The sequence below is a fragment of the Sphingomonas sp. GC_Shp_6 genome (genome assembly GCF_026540835.1).
GTDB lineage: Bacteria > Pseudomonadota > Alphaproteobacteria > Sphingomonadales > Sphingomonadaceae > Sphingomonas.
In genome coordinates this window covers 153,601-167,634 of sequence record NZ_JALNUO010000001.1, presented here as the reverse complement: position 1 = coordinate 167,634, position 14,034 = coordinate 153,601, and the positions used below count along the sequence as shown (strand labels likewise).

The 14,034-nt window shown below is 71.1% G+C and carries 14 protein-coding genes and 1 riboswitch; of the genes, 8 read left to right on the top strand and 6 right to left on the bottom strand.

Features of this window, described 5'->3' with window-relative positions; all coding sequences use genetic code 11:
- Positions 1-15 precede the first annotated feature (15 nt).
- Complete coding sequence (locus tag OXQ95_RS00925; RefSeq protein WP_267378405.1) at positions 16-1,710, bottom strand: thiamine pyrophosphate-binding protein; 1,695 nt, start codon at positions 1,708-1,710, stop codon at positions 16-18.
- 181 nt (positions 1,711-1,891) lie between these two features.
- On the opposite strand from OXQ95_RS00925, the gene OXQ95_RS00920 reads away from it, so the two are divergent.
- From OXQ95_RS00920 to cobS, 6 genes are all read left to right on the top strand, one after another.
- Positions 1,892-3,931 (top strand): prolyl oligopeptidase family serine peptidase, encoded by a 2,040-nt coding sequence (locus OXQ95_RS00920; RefSeq protein WP_346731933.1) that lies wholly within the window; start codon positions 1,892-1,894, stop codon positions 3,929-3,931.
- The gene (cobO, locus tag OXQ95_RS00915) at positions 3,928-4,527 is read left to right on the top strand and encodes a cob(I)yrinic acid a,c-diamide adenosyltransferase (RefSeq protein WP_242096609.1); all 600 of its coding nucleotides are present in this window, start codon (positions 3,928-3,930) and stop codon (positions 4,525-4,527) included. Before OXQ95_RS00920 ends, cobO begins: the two co-directional genes overlap by 4 nt.
- Before the next feature lie 44 nt (positions 4,528-4,571).
- A riboswitch (cobalamin riboswitch) is annotated at positions 4,572-4,756 on the top strand.
- Positions 4,757-4,897: 141 nt separating this feature from the next.
- Positions 4,898-5,293, top strand: a complete 396-nt coding sequence (locus tag OXQ95_RS00910) for a DUF1636 domain-containing protein (RefSeq protein WP_242096611.1) — start codon at positions 4,898-4,900, stop codon at positions 5,291-5,293.
- Positions 5,290-6,303, top strand: a complete 1,014-nt coding sequence (cobT, locus tag OXQ95_RS00905; protein WP_267378397.1) for a nicotinate-nucleotide--dimethylbenzimidazole phosphoribosyltransferase — start codon at positions 5,290-5,292, stop codon at positions 6,301-6,303. The genes OXQ95_RS00910 and cobT overlap by 4 nt, the downstream gene beginning before the upstream one ends.
- Positions 6,300-6,860 carry a histidine phosphatase family protein gene (locus OXQ95_RS00900; RefSeq protein ID WP_267378394.1) on the top strand — a complete coding sequence of 187 codons (561 nt, stop codon included), beginning with the start codon at positions 6,300-6,302 and terminating at the stop codon, positions 6,858-6,860. Before cobT ends, OXQ95_RS00900 begins: the two co-directional genes overlap by 4 nt.
- Positions 6,857-7,567 (top strand): adenosylcobinamide-GDP ribazoletransferase, encoded by a 711-nt coding sequence (gene cobS / locus OXQ95_RS00895; RefSeq protein WP_267378391.1) that lies wholly within the window; start codon positions 6,857-6,859, stop codon positions 7,565-7,567. The genes OXQ95_RS00900 and cobS overlap by 4 nt, the downstream gene beginning before the upstream one ends.
- On the opposite strand, the gene OXQ95_RS00890 is transcribed toward cobS, so the two are convergent.
- Genes OXQ95_RS00890 through OXQ95_RS00880 form a run of 3 tightly spaced genes read right to left on the bottom strand, consistent with a single transcriptional unit; the run spans position 7,550 to position 10,942 of the window.
- Positions 7,550-9,004: a cobyric acid synthase gene (locus OXQ95_RS00890; protein WP_267378389.1), complete on the bottom strand. Its 1,455-nt coding sequence runs from the start codon at positions 9,002-9,004 to the stop codon at positions 7,550-7,552. The two genes, cobS and OXQ95_RS00890, sit on opposite strands and share 18 nt — an antisense overlap.
- Positions 8,992-9,930 (bottom strand): adenosylcobinamide-phosphate synthase CbiB, encoded by a 939-nt coding sequence (gene cbiB, locus OXQ95_RS00885; RefSeq protein WP_267378386.1) that lies wholly within the window; start codon positions 9,928-9,930, stop codon positions 8,992-8,994. The genes OXQ95_RS00890 and cbiB overlap by 13 nt, the downstream gene beginning before the upstream one ends.
- Positions 9,923-10,942, bottom strand: coding sequence for an aminotransferase class I/II-fold pyridoxal phosphate-dependent enzyme (locus OXQ95_RS00880; RefSeq protein WP_267378383.1), 1,020 nt, complete (start codon positions 10,940-10,942; stop codon positions 9,923-9,925). Before OXQ95_RS00880 ends, cbiB begins: the two co-directional genes overlap by 8 nt.
- Positions 10,943-10,982: 40 nt before the next feature.
- Here OXQ95_RS00880 and cobU point away from each other — a divergent pair, with 40 nt between their 5' ends.
- Positions 10,983-11,501 (top strand): bifunctional adenosylcobinamide kinase/adenosylcobinamide-phosphate guanylyltransferase, encoded by a 519-nt coding sequence (cobU, locus tag OXQ95_RS00875; protein WP_242096623.1) that lies wholly within the window; start codon positions 10,983-10,985, stop codon positions 11,499-11,501.
- A gap of 15 nt (positions 11,502-11,516) precedes the next feature.
- Here the strand turns inward: cobU and OXQ95_RS00870 are convergent, their stop codons facing one another.
- Positions 11,517-12,311 carry a hypothetical protein gene (locus OXQ95_RS00870; protein ID WP_267378380.1) on the bottom strand — a complete coding sequence of 265 codons (795 nt, stop codon included), beginning with the start codon at positions 12,309-12,311 and terminating at the stop codon, positions 11,517-11,519.
- A gap of 246 nt (positions 12,312-12,557) precedes the next feature.
- Between OXQ95_RS00870 and OXQ95_RS00865 the strand changes: the two genes are divergently transcribed.
- Entirely contained in the window at positions 12,558-13,055 is a 498-nt protein-coding gene (locus OXQ95_RS00865) for a MucR family transcriptional regulator (RefSeq protein ID WP_242096708.1), read from the top strand.
- A 75-nt stretch (positions 13,056-13,130) separates the two neighbouring features.
- Here OXQ95_RS00865 and OXQ95_RS00860 read toward each other — a convergent pair whose 3' ends face one another.
- A complete protein-coding gene (locus OXQ95_RS00860; protein WP_242096625.1) occupies positions 13,131-14,033 on the bottom strand; it encodes a flagellar motor protein MotB in 903 nt (300 codons plus the stop codon).
- Position 14,034: the final 1 nt, after the last annotated feature.

The following is a 14,034-nucleotide window of genomic DNA, read 5'->3' as shown; positions in this document are numbered from 1 at the left end:
CCACGGCGCCTGTGGTCAGGCGGGACTCACCGCCGCGATCGCCTCGCGCACCTTGGCGATGCCGAACTTCCACGCCTGGCCGATCTCAATATGGGGCATCGCCGGGATCTCGTCGGGATCGACGATGGCGTGAAGGATGGCCGGCCCCGGCGATGCGAGGAACGCCTGCACCGTCGCGACCAGCGATGCCGGATCGCGCGCGGTGAAGCCCTGCGCACCGCAGGCGCGGGCGAAGGCGGCGAAATCCATGTTGGGGAAATTCGCGCCCGACGAGGGCGGGTTGCCCGCGCCCTCCATCTCCAGATGGACAAGGCCCCAACTGGCATTGTCGTACACCACCACCTTGATCGGCAGCTTGTGCTCGACCGCGGTCATGAACTCGCCGATCAGCATCGTCATGCCGCCGTCGCCGCTGTGCAGGATCACCTGCCGGTCGCGGTCGAGCGCCTGCGCGCCGTTGGCGATGCCGAGCCCGGTGCCGACGGCGGCGTTGTTGAACGATCCCGTGATCCGCTGGCGACCGGTCTGGCGCATCCAGTTCGCCGCCCACAGCGTCACCTCGCCGGTATCCGTCACGAAGATCGCATCGTCGGCGGCATGATCGCTGATCGCGCGCGCCACCGCCTGGGGGTGGATCCGGTCGCCGCTGCGCGCGGGATCGGCCTTTTCGTCCAGCATCGCGTCCCACGCGTGGCGTGCCTTCGTCGCGGTGGCGAAGAACGCATCGTCTTCGCGCGCGGCGAGCCGGTCGAGCAGCATCCGGAGCGCGGGCTTCACCGAACCGACGATGCCGAGCGCGATCGGCGCGCGGCGGCCGAGCGCGAAGGCGCGTTCGTCGATCTGGATGACGTTGCCGTGCTTGGGCAGGAAATCGACATAGGGGTAATCGGTGCCGAGCATCAGCAGCAGGTCCGCCTTCTGCACCGCATCCACCCCCGCCCGGCCGCCGATCAGCCCCACGCCGCCGATCCAGTGCGGATCATGGTAGGGCAGCAGTTCCTGCGCGCGATAGGTGTGCGTGAGCGGCGCCTTCAGCCGCTCGGACAGCGCGATCAGCTCCGCCTCGGCGCCGCGCGCGCCCGCGCCGCAGAACACCGCGATCGTCTCGGCTTTGTCGATCAGCGCGATCGCCGCAGCGATGTCCTCGGGCGCGGGCGCCACCTCGGGTCGGGGACGCAGCGTCGGGATGCTCGGCACCGCCTTCGACAGCGTGGCCGCGAAGACGTCGGGCGGGATGCACAGATGCGCGACGCCACGCGCGCCATAGGCCTCGGCGATCGCCTGGTGGAACACCGCTGGCGCCTGCTCGGGCGCGCCGAGTGTCTGCGTATAGACCGCGACGTCACGGAACAGCAGGTCGGGGCTGTCCTCCTGGAGATAATCGGTGCCGCGCAGGTTGGACGGCACGCCGCCCGAGATCGCGAGCACCGGCGCATGATCCTTGCGCGCCTCGTATAGGCCGGCGACGAGATGGTTGCCGCCGGGGCCCGTGGTGCCGCAGCAGACGCCCAGCCGCCCGGTCAGCTTGGCCTGCCCCGCCGCGGCCAGCGCCGCGCCCTCTTCGTGGCGCACGCCGATCCATTCGACCCGGTCCTGCCGGCGGATCGCATCGGTGAAGGGGTTGAGCGCGTCGCCCACGATCCCGAAGACCTGGCGGACGCCGATCTCCGCCAAGGTTTCGACGAGCAGTTCGGCGACGGTCGAGGACATGGGCACGCTCCGGTGTTCGGCTGGACAGCGTGAGGACGTGTCAGGCGGACTTTGGTTGCCATGCCGGTGGCTTTGCGTAGACATGGCGGCATCGTTCCGCCCCCGGAGTTCGCAGATGCGCCAGACCCTGATCGCCCTTCTCGCCCTTGCCGCCACGCCGGTGGGCGTCCACGCTCAGGCGATGAAGGACGATCCGTATATCTGGTTGGAGGAGCCCGCCTCGCCGCGCGCGATGGCGTGGGTAGAAAGTCACAACGCCGCCAGCACGAAGCGGCTGGAGGCCGATCCGCGCTATCCCGTGCTTTACCAGGAGGCGCTGGCGATCGCGGGCGCGCGCGACCGGATCCCGATGCCCGGCTTCATCCACGGCGCGATCTACAATTTCTGGCAGGATCCCGAGCATCTGCGCGGGATCTGGCGCAAGACCACGCTGGAGAGCTATCGCACCGCCGATCCGCAATGGACGACGGTGCTCGACATCGATGCGCTGGGCAAGGCCGAGGGCAAGAGCTGGGTCTCGCACGGTTTCGACTGCCTGCCGCCCGATGAGAAACGCTGCCTCGTATCCTTGTCCGACGGCGGCGAGGATGCGGTGGAGGTGCGCGAGTTCGATCTCGACACCATGCGCTTCGTGGCGGGCGGGTTCCACCTGCCGCGCGGCAAGCACCGCGTCGCCTGGGAAGATATCGACCATCTGCTCGTCGCGACCGACTGGATTCCGGGCGAGCTGACGCCGTCCGGCTATCCCTATGTCGTCAAGCGGCTCGCGCGCGGCCAAGCGATGGCGCAGGCGACCGAAGTGTATCGCGGCGGCAAGGACGATGGCGGCTATGGCGTCTCGCCGAGCGTGCTGCGCGATGGCCAGGGCCGCACGCTGGCGGTGATCGAGCGGCCGCTCGACACGTTCCGCCACCAGAGCTTCGTCGTGACGCCCACCGGCACGCGGCAGCTCGCGATTCCCGACAAGGCGAGCGTCGCCGAGCTGGTCGATGGCCGCGTCATCGTGCGGCTGGACGAGGCGTGGCCGGCGCATGGCGCAAGCTTCGTATCGGGCGCGCTCGCCAAGCTGGATCTGGCGGCGGTGAAGGCCACGCCCGATCGGCTGGCGCCCAAATTGGTGTGGACCCCGGGCCCGCGCGACGCGCTGAACGGCACCGCATCGACGCGCGACCATCTGCTGATCGAGACGCTCAGCAACGTGCAGGGCCGCGCGTTCGTCTATGCGCCCAAGCGCGGCGGCGGCTGGACCATGACCCGGCTGGCGCTGCCCGACAATCTGTCGGTCGGCTTCGGATCGACCGACGAGAACAGCAACCGCGCGTTCGTGGTGACCAACGGCTTCCTGACGCCGACGACGGTCGATCTGGCCGACACGACGACGGGCACGCTGCAGACGGTGAAGACGCTGCCGCCCAAATTCGATGCGTCGCGCGACGTGGTCGAGCAGCGCGAGGCCACCTCCACCGATGGCACCAAAATCCCGTATTTCGTCGTCCACCGCAAGGACATCGCCTATGACGGCACCACGCCGACGCTGATGACCGCCTATGGCGGGTTCCAGGTGAGCATGACGCCCTCCTATTCGGGCACGACGGGCAAGCTGTGGCTGGAACGCGGCGGCGCGCTGGTGCTGGCGAACATCCGCGGCGGCGGCGAATTCGGTCCCGCATGGCACGAGGCGGGGCTCGGGACGAAGCGGCAGATCGTCTATGACGATTTCGCGAGCGTCGCGCGCGACCTGATCGCGCGGCGGATCACCAGCCCGCGGCGGCTCGGCATCGAGGGCGGCTCCAATGGCGGGCTGCTGATGGGCGTGCAGTTCACCCAGCATCCCGAACTGTGGAACGCGGTGGTCATCCAGGTGCCGCTGCTCGACATGATCCGCATCTCCAAGATCGCGGCGGGCGCGTCGTGGCAGGGCGAATATGGCGACGTGAACGCCGATCCGGCGGCGATGGCGTTCTGGCAGAAGACCTCGCCCTACCAGAATCTGCGCGCCGGCGTGGCCTATCCGGAGCCGTTCATCTTCACCACCACCAAGGATGACCGCGTCGGCCCCCAGCATGCGCGCAAATTCGCCGCGCGGATGGAGGCGATGAAGCTGCCCTTCTATTATTACGAGAATACCGAGGGCGGGCACGGCTCCGGCGCGGACCTGAAGCAGACCGCGCGTACCACCGCGCTGACGATGACCTACCTCCAGAAGAAACTGATGGAATGACCGACGACGCGCGCCATGCCGACAAGATGCGCCGGATGCAGGCGGCCAAACAGGCGATCATCGCGGACAAGACGATCGAGAAGGGGCTGCTGATCGTCCACACCGGCGCGGGCAAGGGCAAGTCGACCGCCGCCTTCGGCATGGTGGCGCGCGCGATCGGCCACGGCATGACGGTGGGCGTCGTCCAGTTCGTGAAGGGCGCGATGGCCACGGGGGAGAAGGCGGTGTTCGACGCCTTTCCCGATCAAGTGACCTTCAAGCCGATGGGCGAGGGCTTCACCTGGGACACGCAGGACCGCGCCCGCGACATCGCCGTCACCCGCACCGCCTGGGACGAGGTGAAGCGGATGATCGCCGATCCGGCCTATGCGATGGTGGTGGCGGACGAACTCAACATCGTGCTGCGCTACGACTATCTGCCGCTGGACGAGGTGCTGGCGGTGCTCGCCGCCCGCGCGCCGATGAAGCATGTCGTCGTCACCGGCCGCAACGCGCCCGAGGCGCTGATCGCGGCGGCCGACCTCGTCACGGAAATGACGCCGGTGAAGCACCCGTTTCGCGCCGGCGTGAAGGCGCAGGCGGGAATCGAGTTCTGACCACCCGCGCGCGGGTCGCCGTTGACGGCCCCATCGCCCACCGATAGGCCGGCGGCGCGACAGGTTCCCCGGCGACGGGGTGAAAAGGGAACGGGGCTCACCCCGGCTGCCCCTGCAACTGTACGCGGCGAGCCATCGCGCCACAGGCCATTGGGATTCCTCCCGAGAAGGCGGCGCGGACGGTGACGACCCGCGAGCCAGGAGACCTGCCCGTCGCGGTCGTCCTCCGTCCGGCCAGGGTGCGCCGAGCGGGCGGGGTCCGCGTGATCCCGAGCGGCGGCATCGTCGGCCGGCGCCTCGCGTGCCGGCCTGTGCCGTGTCGCGAGGAGATTCCTGTGCCGTTCACCCTATCCCCTATTCCGTGCCGCCCATGCTGATCCCCGTCGAGGACGGCCCGGCGATCGTCGCCTGCTCCACCTGCCGCTCGGGCGATGATGCCACCGGCCCCCGCGGCGGAACGCGGCTGGTCGCGGCGCTGCGCGCGGTCAAGGCATCCGACCCGGCCTATGCCGGCGTCGCGGTGCAGGCGATGCCGTGCCTGTTCGCCTGCCAGGATTCGTGCACCGTCCATCTGCGCGCGCCCGGCAAGATCGGGTACGTGCTCGGCCGGTTCACGCCCGACGAGGCGGCGGCGCGCGCGATCCTGGATCATGCCGTGCTCCATGCCGCGAGCGACGACGGGCAGGTGCCGTACAAAAGCTGGCCCGAGGGCGTCAAAGGCCATTTCCTGACGCGCACGCCGCCCGCCGGATTTGTCGTCGCATGATTGGCTTTTCCAGCGTCGCCGCGTTCGATGCCGCGCTCGCCAGCCTGCCCGCGCCCGACCGGGCCGCGCGCGCCGCCGCCGCCGAGCGTCAGGCGCAACTCACCAAACCGCCGGGGTCGCTCGGCCGGCTGGAGGCGATCGCGATCGATCTCGCCGGCTGGCAGGGCCGCGAGCGCCCCCGGATCGATCGCGGTCGTGCGGTGGTGTTCGCGGGCAATCACGGCGTGGCGGCGCGCGGCGTCAGCGCGTTTCCGCCCGAAGTGACCGCGCAGATGGTCGCCAATTTCGCATCCGGGGGTGCCGCGATCAACGCGCTTGCCGCCGCCTCCGGGCTCGAACTGCGCGTCGTACCGCTCGATCTCGACCGGCCGACCGCCGACTTCACGCGCGGCCCCGCGATGGACGCGGCCGAATGCCTCGCCGCGCTGAACGCGGGCGCGGCCGTCGTGGAGGATGGCATCGACCTGCTCGTGCTCGGCGAGATGGGCATCGGCAATTCGACCGCCGCGGCGGCGCTTTGCGCACGCAGCTTCGGCGGCAGCGGCGCGGAGTGGGTGGGCCCCGGCACGGGCGTGGATGGCGACGGCCTGGCGCGCAAGACCGCCGCGGTCGATGCCGCGCTCGCCCGTCATGCGGAGGCACCGCGCACGCCGTTCGAAACGCTGCGCCGCGTCGGCGGGCGCGAGATCGCGGCGATGGCGGGTGCGGTGGTGGCGGCCCGCACCGCACGGATCGCCGTCGTGCTCGACGGCTTCATCGGCAGCGCCGCGATCGCACCGATCGCCGCGGCTTGGCCCCGGATCGCCGACCACTGCATCGCCGGCCATGTCTCGGCAGAGCCCGGCCATGCTAAGCTGCTCGCGCGGCTGGAGCTGGACCCGCTGCTGGCGCTCGGCATGCGGCTGGGCGAGGGCAGCGGCGCAGCGGTGGCGGCGGGCGTGATCCGTGCGGCGCTGGCGGCGCATGACGGCATGGCGACCTTTGCCGAGGCCGGCGTGGCGGGGGGATGAGCGCGGCCCGCACGCTCCACCTGATGCGCCACGGCGCGCCGGTGCTGGCGGGACGGATGCTCGGCATCACCGACAGCCTCGCGACGCCGGAGGGAATCGCGGCCTGCGTGGCGCGCGGTGCGCCGCTCGCGTTCGACCGGATCGTCACGTCGGACCGGCAACGCGCGCAGGCCTGCGCCGCGGCGATCGGTGCGCGGCACGGCGTGCCGGTCACGATCGATCCGCGGTGGCGCGAGCTCGATTTCGGCGCCTGGGACGGGCTGGCGCCGGACGCGATCGATCCCATGGCACTCGCTGCCTTCTGGCAGAATCCCGATGCCGGTCCGCCGCCCGGCGGCGAGCTGTGGTCGACGCTCGTAGCGCGCGTCGCCGACGCGCTCGGCGCGCTGGACGGCACCACGCTCGTGGTCGCGCATGGCGGATCGATCCGTGCCGCGATCGGCACGCTGTGCGGGTTCGACCGGCGCCAACTTTGGGCGTTCGACCTGCCCTGCGCGGCGCTGCTATCGTTGCGGCTGTGGCCCGATGCCGCGCAGATCACCGGACTTCAGGCATGAAGCCGCTGGTCGCCGCCTTCGGCTTTCTGACGCGGCTGCCGATGCCGTCGGTGGGCGCCACGCGCGACGATTTCGCGCGCGCCATCCGCTGCTATCCGGTCGTGGGGCTTGCGATCGGGGTGATGGTGGCAGCGGCGGGGTGGCTCGGCGGGCGGATCGATCCGTGGACGGGGGCGCTGGCCGCGCTGGTCGCATGGGTCGCGGTGACGGGCGCGCTCCATCTCGATGGGCTGGGCGATCTCGCCGACGGCATCGGCGCGGCGCATGGCGACCGCGCTCGGCTGCTCGCGGTGATGGCGGATTCGCATATCGGCAGCTTCGGCGTCGTCGCGATCGGACTGCAGCTCGTCGCCAAGCTCGTGCTGCTCCACGCCATCGGCGCTGCCGGCTGGGCGCTCGTGCTGGTGCCGTTCGCGGCGAGGATCGGGCCGCTCGCCTGGGCGCGCTGGCTGCCGCCGCTCCATGCCGGGCTGGGTGCGATGGTCGCGCGGGCGGTGCGGCGGCGCGACCTGATCGGCTGGACCGCGCTGCTGGCCGCCGCCTGCACCATCGCGCCCGCGCTGACCGCGGCGCCCTTGATGATCGCGGGTGTCGGGCTGTGGCTGAAGCGGCGCATCGGCGGCGTGACCGGCGATGCGCATGGCGCCGGGATCGAACTGGTCGAAACCGGCCTGCTGCTCGCGATCGCCTCAGTCCGCACGGTCTGACAGCCGGACGATCGCGTCGATATCGACATGGCGTTCGAGCGTGTCGGCAATGGCATCGAGCGCCGCATCGATCGCGACACGGTGATCGGGGCCGCGCCCCGCCACCCCGATCCGCGCCAGCCACGCCTTGCGCTGCGCGGCATGGCCCAGCAGCCCATGGACATAGGTGCCCGCCACCAGCCCGTCCGCGCTCGACGCGCCGTCGCCGCGGCCGTCGTCGAAGCGGACGAGCGGCGCCGCGGTGCCCGGCCCGCGCGTCACCCCCATATGCATCTCGTACCCCTCGAACCGCGCGCCGAGCGCGGTGCCGGTGACGGGCTTCAGCGCCTTCGCGCCGGTCAGCAGCGTCGCAACGTCGAGCAGCCCCAGGCCCGCGACCTGCCCCGCCGGGCCCTCGATGCCATCCGGATCGGCGATCGTCCGCCCCAGCATCTGGTATCCGCCGCACAGGCCGAGCACCGGCCGCCCCTGGCGATGATGCGCGAGGATATCGACGTCCCACCCCTGGCCACGCAGAAAGGCCAGATCGGGGATCGTCGCCTTGCTGCCCGCCAGCACGATCAGCGCGGCGGGCGGGATCGGCGTGCCCGGCGGCACCATGACCAGATCGACGTCGGCCTCCAGCTTCAGCGGATCGAGATCGTCGAAATTGGCGATCCGCGCGGTGATCGGGCAGGCCACGACGGTCCGCCCGCTGGCGGGCCCGCCACGCCGTTCGAGCACGACCGCATCCTCGCTCGGCAACCGCGCCGCCTCGGGCAGCCAGGGCACCACGCCATGGCCGCGCCACCCGGTGCGCTCGGCGATCGCCCGGTAACCGTCGTCGAACAGCGCGGGGTCGCCGCGGAACTTGTTGACGAGGAAGCCGTGGATCATCGCGGCATCCTCGGGCGCGATCACCGCCTGTGTGCCGACGAGTGCGGCGATGACGCCGCCGCGATCGATATCGCCGACGATCAGCACGGGCACGCCGGCGGCGCGCGCGAAGCCCATGTTCGCGATGTCGCCCGCGCGCAGGTTGATCTCCGCCGGGCTGCCCGCGCCCTCGATCACGACGATATCGGCCTCAGCGCGCAACCGGTGATAGCTGGCGAGGATCTCGGCCAGCAGTCCCTCGCGCCCCTGCCGCCAGTTCGCTGCCGCCAGTGTGCCGCGCACGACGCCGCGCACCACGAGCTGCGAGGTCCGGTCGCCCTGCGGCTTCAGCAGCACCGGGTTCATGTCGACGCTGGGCGCCGCCCGCGCGGCGAAGGCCTGCGTCGCCTGCGCGCGGCCGATCTCGCCGCCGTCCGCGGTGACGGCGGCGTTGTTCGACATGTTCTGCGGCTTGAACGGTCGCACGACGAGCCCGCGATTGGCGAGTGCGCGGCACAGCCCGGCCACCAGCACCGACTTGCCGACGTCCGACCCGGTGCCCTGCAGCATCACCGCACCCATGCGAGCACCCCCGTGATCGCCCAAAGGATCAGGCAGGCGCGCGCATGGACCTGGAGCGCGCGGGTGATGTCCGCCGCGTTGGCCGTGGTGCGGCCGTCGCCGATCCAGGGCTTGATCCGGGTGACGCCGTCATAGGCGATCGGCCCGGCGAGCCGGATGCCCAGCACGCCCGCCAGCGCCGCCTCCGGCCAGCCCGCATTGGGCGAGGCGTGGCGGCGCGCGTCGCGGCGCATCGTGGCGAAGCCGCCCCCGCCCGCCACGCACAGCACCAGCCCCGCGATCCGCGCCGGCACCCAGTTCGCGCCATCGTCGGTGCGCGCCGAGGCCCAGCCGAACGCCGCGTAGCGCGGCTCGCGGTGGCCGATCAGGCTGTCCGCGGTGTTGATCGCCTTATACGCCCAGATCCCCGGCAACCCGAGCAGCACCAGCCAGAACAGCGGGGCGACGATGCCGTCGCAAAAGCTTTCGGCGAGGCTTTCGATCGCCGCCCGCGCGACCCCGGCGGTGTCGAGCCGCGCGGTGTCGCGCCCGACGATCCGGGCGACCGCCCGCCGGCTCGCGAACGGATCGCCCGTGGCGAGCGCATCGCGCACCGCCCGCACATGCTGGTGAAGGCTGCGCTGCGCGAGCGCCGGGGCGGCCAGCAGCGCCGTGCCGATCCACGCGTATCGGCCGAGCCACGCCGCCAGCGCCATCTGCACGCCCCAGCCGATCGCCGCGACCGTGCCGACGAGCAGGACCAGCAGCAGCGTACCAAGTGTTCGCCGTCGGGCGGTTGAGCGCGCGGGTGCGTTCCACGCGCGCTCCGCCGCATCGATCGCGCGCGCGAAGCCGCCCACGGGATGGCCGATGCGCGCATAGAGCCAGGCGGGCCAGCCGAACGCCGCATCGATCGCCAGCGCGAGCAGCGCATAAGGCTCAACCACGAAGCGCCCGATCGAGTCGCGCCAGCCCGGCGGCGTCCCCCGGCAGGCCGAAGCGGAGATGCGGCGTGTCCGCAAACGGCCGCGTCAGGATCCCCGCCCGCGCGAGCCGGTCGAACAGGGTGGGCACGTCGCCCCGCGTGACGAGGCGGAACAGCGGGCAGGCCCCGACCGGAACCAGCCCATGTTCGATCAGCACCGTATCGAGATCGCGCGCCATGACGGGCAGGCGCGCCCGCGTCGCCGCGATCCACCCGGCGTCGCGATAGGCGGCGGTGCCGATCGCGATCGCCTGCGCCGAGACCGGCCACGCCCCGAGCCGCGCACGCAACCGGTCGAGCATGGCGGGCGGCCCACACAGAAAGCCGAGCCGCACGCCCGCCACGCCGAAGAACTTGCCGAACGAGCGCAGCACCAGCACCGGATCGTCGGCGGCCAGATGCGGCAGCAGCCCGATCGCGGGATCGGTGTCGGCGAACGCCTCGTCCACCACCAGCCATCCGCCCCGCGCCCCAAGTGCGCGGGCGAGTGCCAGCAGCCGATCGGGCGCGAGCAATCGGCCATCGGGGTTGTTGGGATTGGCGAGCAGGATCGTGCCACCACGCGAGGCGGTGGCATCCAGCGCGTCGACGCCGATCGCCACGCCGTCCGCCCAGATCGCGGCATGCGTGCCGTAAGCGGGCGCGACATGCGCATGCGGCGCGGGCAGATCGAGCCCGGCGAGCGCGCGCAACCCCATCTCGCTGCCGGGCACCGCCGCAACGCGCTCTGCCGCCACTCCGAACAGGGCTGCCGCCGCGGATTCGAGCGCCGCCAGCGCGGCGGGCGACGGCAGCGCGCCGAGATCGACCGGGCCCGCTTCGCCGTCCCAGCGCAGGGGGTTGATCCCGGTCGACAGGTCGAGCCAGGGCCTGGGCGCCGCCGGGAAGCGCGCGGCCGCCACGTCGAGGCGGCCGCCATGTTCGCTCAAGCCCCGCACCTTACGCCCCTCGACACCGCTTCGATCCGCCGCCATCGCCAATCGCACGCGATGCGGCAAGGGCCGGGAGGAAGCGATGGAGTCGTTCGGGCGAAGCCTGTTCGTGATCGGCGGTGCGCGATCGGGCAAGAGCCGCCACGCACAGCGGCTGGCGGAGGCGTGCGGCGAGCCCTGCGTCTTCATCGCCACCGCCCAGGCGTTCGACGACGAGATGACCGATCGAATCGCGCGCCACCGCGCCGATCGCGACGACCACTGGCGCACGGTGGAGGCGCCGATCGACCTGCCGGACGCGATCGGCGAAGCGGGCGCCCGCGGCGGCGTGCTGCTGGTCGATTGCCTGACGCTCTGGGCGTCGAACCTGCTGCTGGCCGATCGGGATGCGTCCGCCGCCACCGATACGCTGCTCGCCGCGATCGCGGCCACGCCGGCGCGCATCGTCCTCGTCGCCAACGAGGTGGGGCTCGGCATCGTGCCCGACAACGCGCTCGCCCGCGCCTTTCGCGATTCGGCGGGCATCATCAATCAGCGCGTCGCCGCCGCGGTCGAGCGGGTGGACCTGATCGTGGCCGGGCTGCCGCTGCGGCTGAAATGACCGCGCGGACGCGCGTCAGTCGCCGCCCTTTTCGGTGAAATCGATCCGGATGCGCACCCAGGCGCCGACCATCGCCTTGCCGCCCACGCGCGGCGGCCGCACGCGGAATTGCCACGCCGCCTCGCGCATCGCCCGCGCCAGCCCCGAGCCGACCGGGGATTCGCCCAGCGAGCGGCAATTCTCGACATGATAATTCTCGATCGTCCGGCACGCGATCTCGGCCCAACTGCCCATCGGCGCGCCGGACGGCGGCATATAACCGGCGATCTCGGCATGGCTCGGCGGGCGAGGATACCAATCCGCATTGTAGAGCCGCTCGCCGCCCGGCCCGGCGCCCGGGCCATAGGTTGAGCCGCTGTCCTTGCCCTGCCCCTGCCCCGCGCCGTCGCTGTCGCCGCCCGCCAATTGCCGATCCTCGGGATGGGCCGGCAGCTTGGCGACATCGGCGGCCTGGAACAGTTCGCGCCCGCCGAGCATGGCCGGGAACGCCGACGGCGGCTGGGTGGAAGGCGGCGCGGTCGGCGGCGCGGGCGGGCGTGGCGCGCGGGGGGCGGCGCCGCCGCTCGGCTGCTTGACCTTCGCGACCCGTGGCACGCGCGGCGACGGGATCGGTGCGGCCTGTGGATCGGGCAGGAGCTGGAACGCCGCCGGGCGCGCATCGGGCTTGCGCTGGACGACCGCTGTGGGCGTGAGGTGCAGCAGCAGCAGGATGATCAGGATATGCGCCACGATCGTGAGCGCGAACGACACCGCACGCCGCCGCGCGGGCGCTCGGGTCGAATCCGGCCGAGACGAATAGGTGGCGCGCATCGCGAGCCGCCCTAGGCGGGCCGCCCCGGTGCCGCAACGGCGATGATGCACAGCGGCACAGCCCACCGGTCGAGTCCGCCGCCGTCGAACCGACAAGCAAAACGGGCGGAGAGTTTGGGCGGGAGAGACAAGGACCCGCGGAGCGCCACAGCCCTGCGCAAAGCGTTGTCGTTGCGTGAAGACAACATTGCGATTGACCTGCCCGAAAGGCCCGTTACGGACTTCGATCAAATCAAGGAGCAGGCCATGAACGACGATACCCCCGATTTGAATGCACTGGAATTGGCGACGGAGTTGACGATTGCTTGGCTCGGCAATCCCAACACCCGGATCTCGGCAGACGAGGTGCCCGCGTTCCTTGGCCGGATGCACGAGACGGTTGCGGCGCTGCTTGGCACGTCCGATCAGGCGCCGGCGGAAAGCGCACCCACTGAGTATACGCCCGCCGTATCGGTGCGCAAATCCTTGGCGTCGCCCGATCACATCATCTCGATGATCGACGGCAAGCCTTACAAGACGTTGCGTCGCCATCTCTCGACCAACGGCATGACGCCCGCCGAATATCGTGAACGCTATGGCCTGAAGCCCGACTATCCGATGGTCGCCGAAAGCTATTCGGAAAGCCGCCGCGCGATGGCCAAGAAGATCGGCCTCGGCCGCAAGCCCGGCGCGCGCAAGACCGAAGACGCCGCACCTGCGCCCGCGCCCCGCAAGCGCAAGGTGCCCGAGACGACCGCGGAGTAATCGCCCCGTCCGGCACGACACAAAGCCCGCGTGCCGCGTGGTGCGCGGGCTTTGTGATGAGGCGTGCTTCGGCCGCTACTGCCCGAAACTGCCCGCCCGATAGAGCAGCGTGATCGCCACGCGGCGGTTGCGCGGATCGCTCGGATCCTTCTCGATCATGGGCTCGCGGTCGGCGACGCCCTCGATCCGGTTGAAGCGCGCTTCCGGGATGCCGCTGGCGGCGAGCTGGCGGCGCGTGGCCTCGGCGCGACCGCTCGACAGCATCCAGTTGTTCATCGCGCGCGGATCGCCATAGGGCACGCTGTCGGTATGGCCGCGGATCATGATCGGATTGGTCATCGTCTTGATCGATCCCGCGATCAGCCCGATCAGCGAGGCCGCCCGCGGATCGAGCGCGGTCGTGCCGAGCGCGAACATCGAATAATCCGCATCGTCGACCAGATCGATCCGCAGCCCGTCCTGCGTGCGCACGAAACGGATATGGTTCGCGAGTTTCGACAGCGTCGCCGAACTGCTGATCTGCTCCATCACCTGGCGGCGCATCTGCTCGAAATTCTTGCGATCCTCGTTCGCCAGTGCGCTGCTGCTGCGCGTCAGCCCCTTGTCGGCGGTGCCGGGCTGCGGGCCGCCGCGCCCGGCATTGGGAACGACGAGCGCGGGCATCATGCCCTGCCCCGTCTTGGGCCCCAGCCGGTTCTTGTCGAGGATCGATTCACCGCCGAACAGCCCGCTGCCGCCGATGCCGAGCGCATGCGTGTCGAGCACGGTGGGCGCGAAATAGTCGGCGATGCCCTTGCGCTGTTTCTCGGTCGTGGCGCCGAGCAGCCAGAGCAGCAGGAAAAACGCCATCATCGCGGTCACGAAATCGGCATAGGCCACCTTCCACGCGCCGCCGTGATGGCCCCCATGCCCCTCGATATAGATCTTCTTGACGATGATCTTGGGCGGAACGTTCTGCCCATGGGGCGCGCGCGCCATC

Bases quoted from the DNA above. Each gene is read 5' to 3' on its own strand.
- OXQ95_RS00910 (WP_242096611.1), top strand. From the start codon at position 4,898: ATGCTGATCCCCGTCGAGGACGGCCCGGCGATCGTCGCCTGCTCCACC.
- OXQ95_RS00920 (WP_346731933.1), top strand. From the start codon at position 1,892: ATGAAGGACGATCCGTATATCTGGTTGGAGGAGCCCGCCTCGCCGCGC.
- OXQ95_RS00860 (WP_242096625.1), bottom strand. From the start codon at position 14,033: ATGGCGCGCGCGCCCCATGGGCAGAACGTTCCGCCCAAGATCATCGTC.
- OXQ95_RS00865 (WP_242096708.1), top strand. From the start codon at position 12,558: ATGAACGACGATACCCCCGATTTGAATGCACTGGAATTGGCGACGGAG.
- cobS (WP_267378391.1), top strand. From the start codon at position 6,857: ATGAAGCCGCTGGTCGCCGCCTTCGGCTTTCTGACGCGGCTGCCGATG.
- cobO (WP_242096609.1), top strand. From the start codon at position 3,928: ATGACCGACGACGCGCGCCATGCCGACAAGATGCGCCGGATGCAGGCG.
- cobU (WP_242096623.1), top strand. From the start codon at position 10,983: ATGGAGTCGTTCGGGCGAAGCCTGTTCGTGATCGGCGGTGCGCGATCG.
- OXQ95_RS00900 (WP_267378394.1), top strand. From the start codon at position 6,300: ATGAGCGCGGCCCGCACGCTCCACCTGATGCGCCACGGCGCGCCGGTG.
- OXQ95_RS00870 (WP_267378380.1), bottom strand. From the start codon at position 12,311: ATGCGCGCCACCTATTCGTCTCGGCCGGATTCGACCCGAGCGCCCGCG.
- cobT (WP_267378397.1), top strand. From the start codon at position 5,290: ATGATTGGCTTTTCCAGCGTCGCCGCGTTCGATGCCGCGCTCGCCAGC.
- OXQ95_RS00880 (WP_267378383.1), bottom strand. From the start codon at position 10,942: ATGGCGGCGGATCGAAGCGGTGTCGAGGGGCGTAAGGTGCGGGGCTTG.
- OXQ95_RS00925 (WP_267378405.1), bottom strand. From the start codon at position 1,710: ATGTCCTCGACCGTCGCCGAACTGCTCGTCGAAACCTTGGCGGAGATC.
- OXQ95_RS00890 (WP_267378389.1), bottom strand. From the start codon at position 9,004: ATGGGTGCGGTGATGCTGCAGGGCACCGGGTCGGACGTCGGCAAGTCG.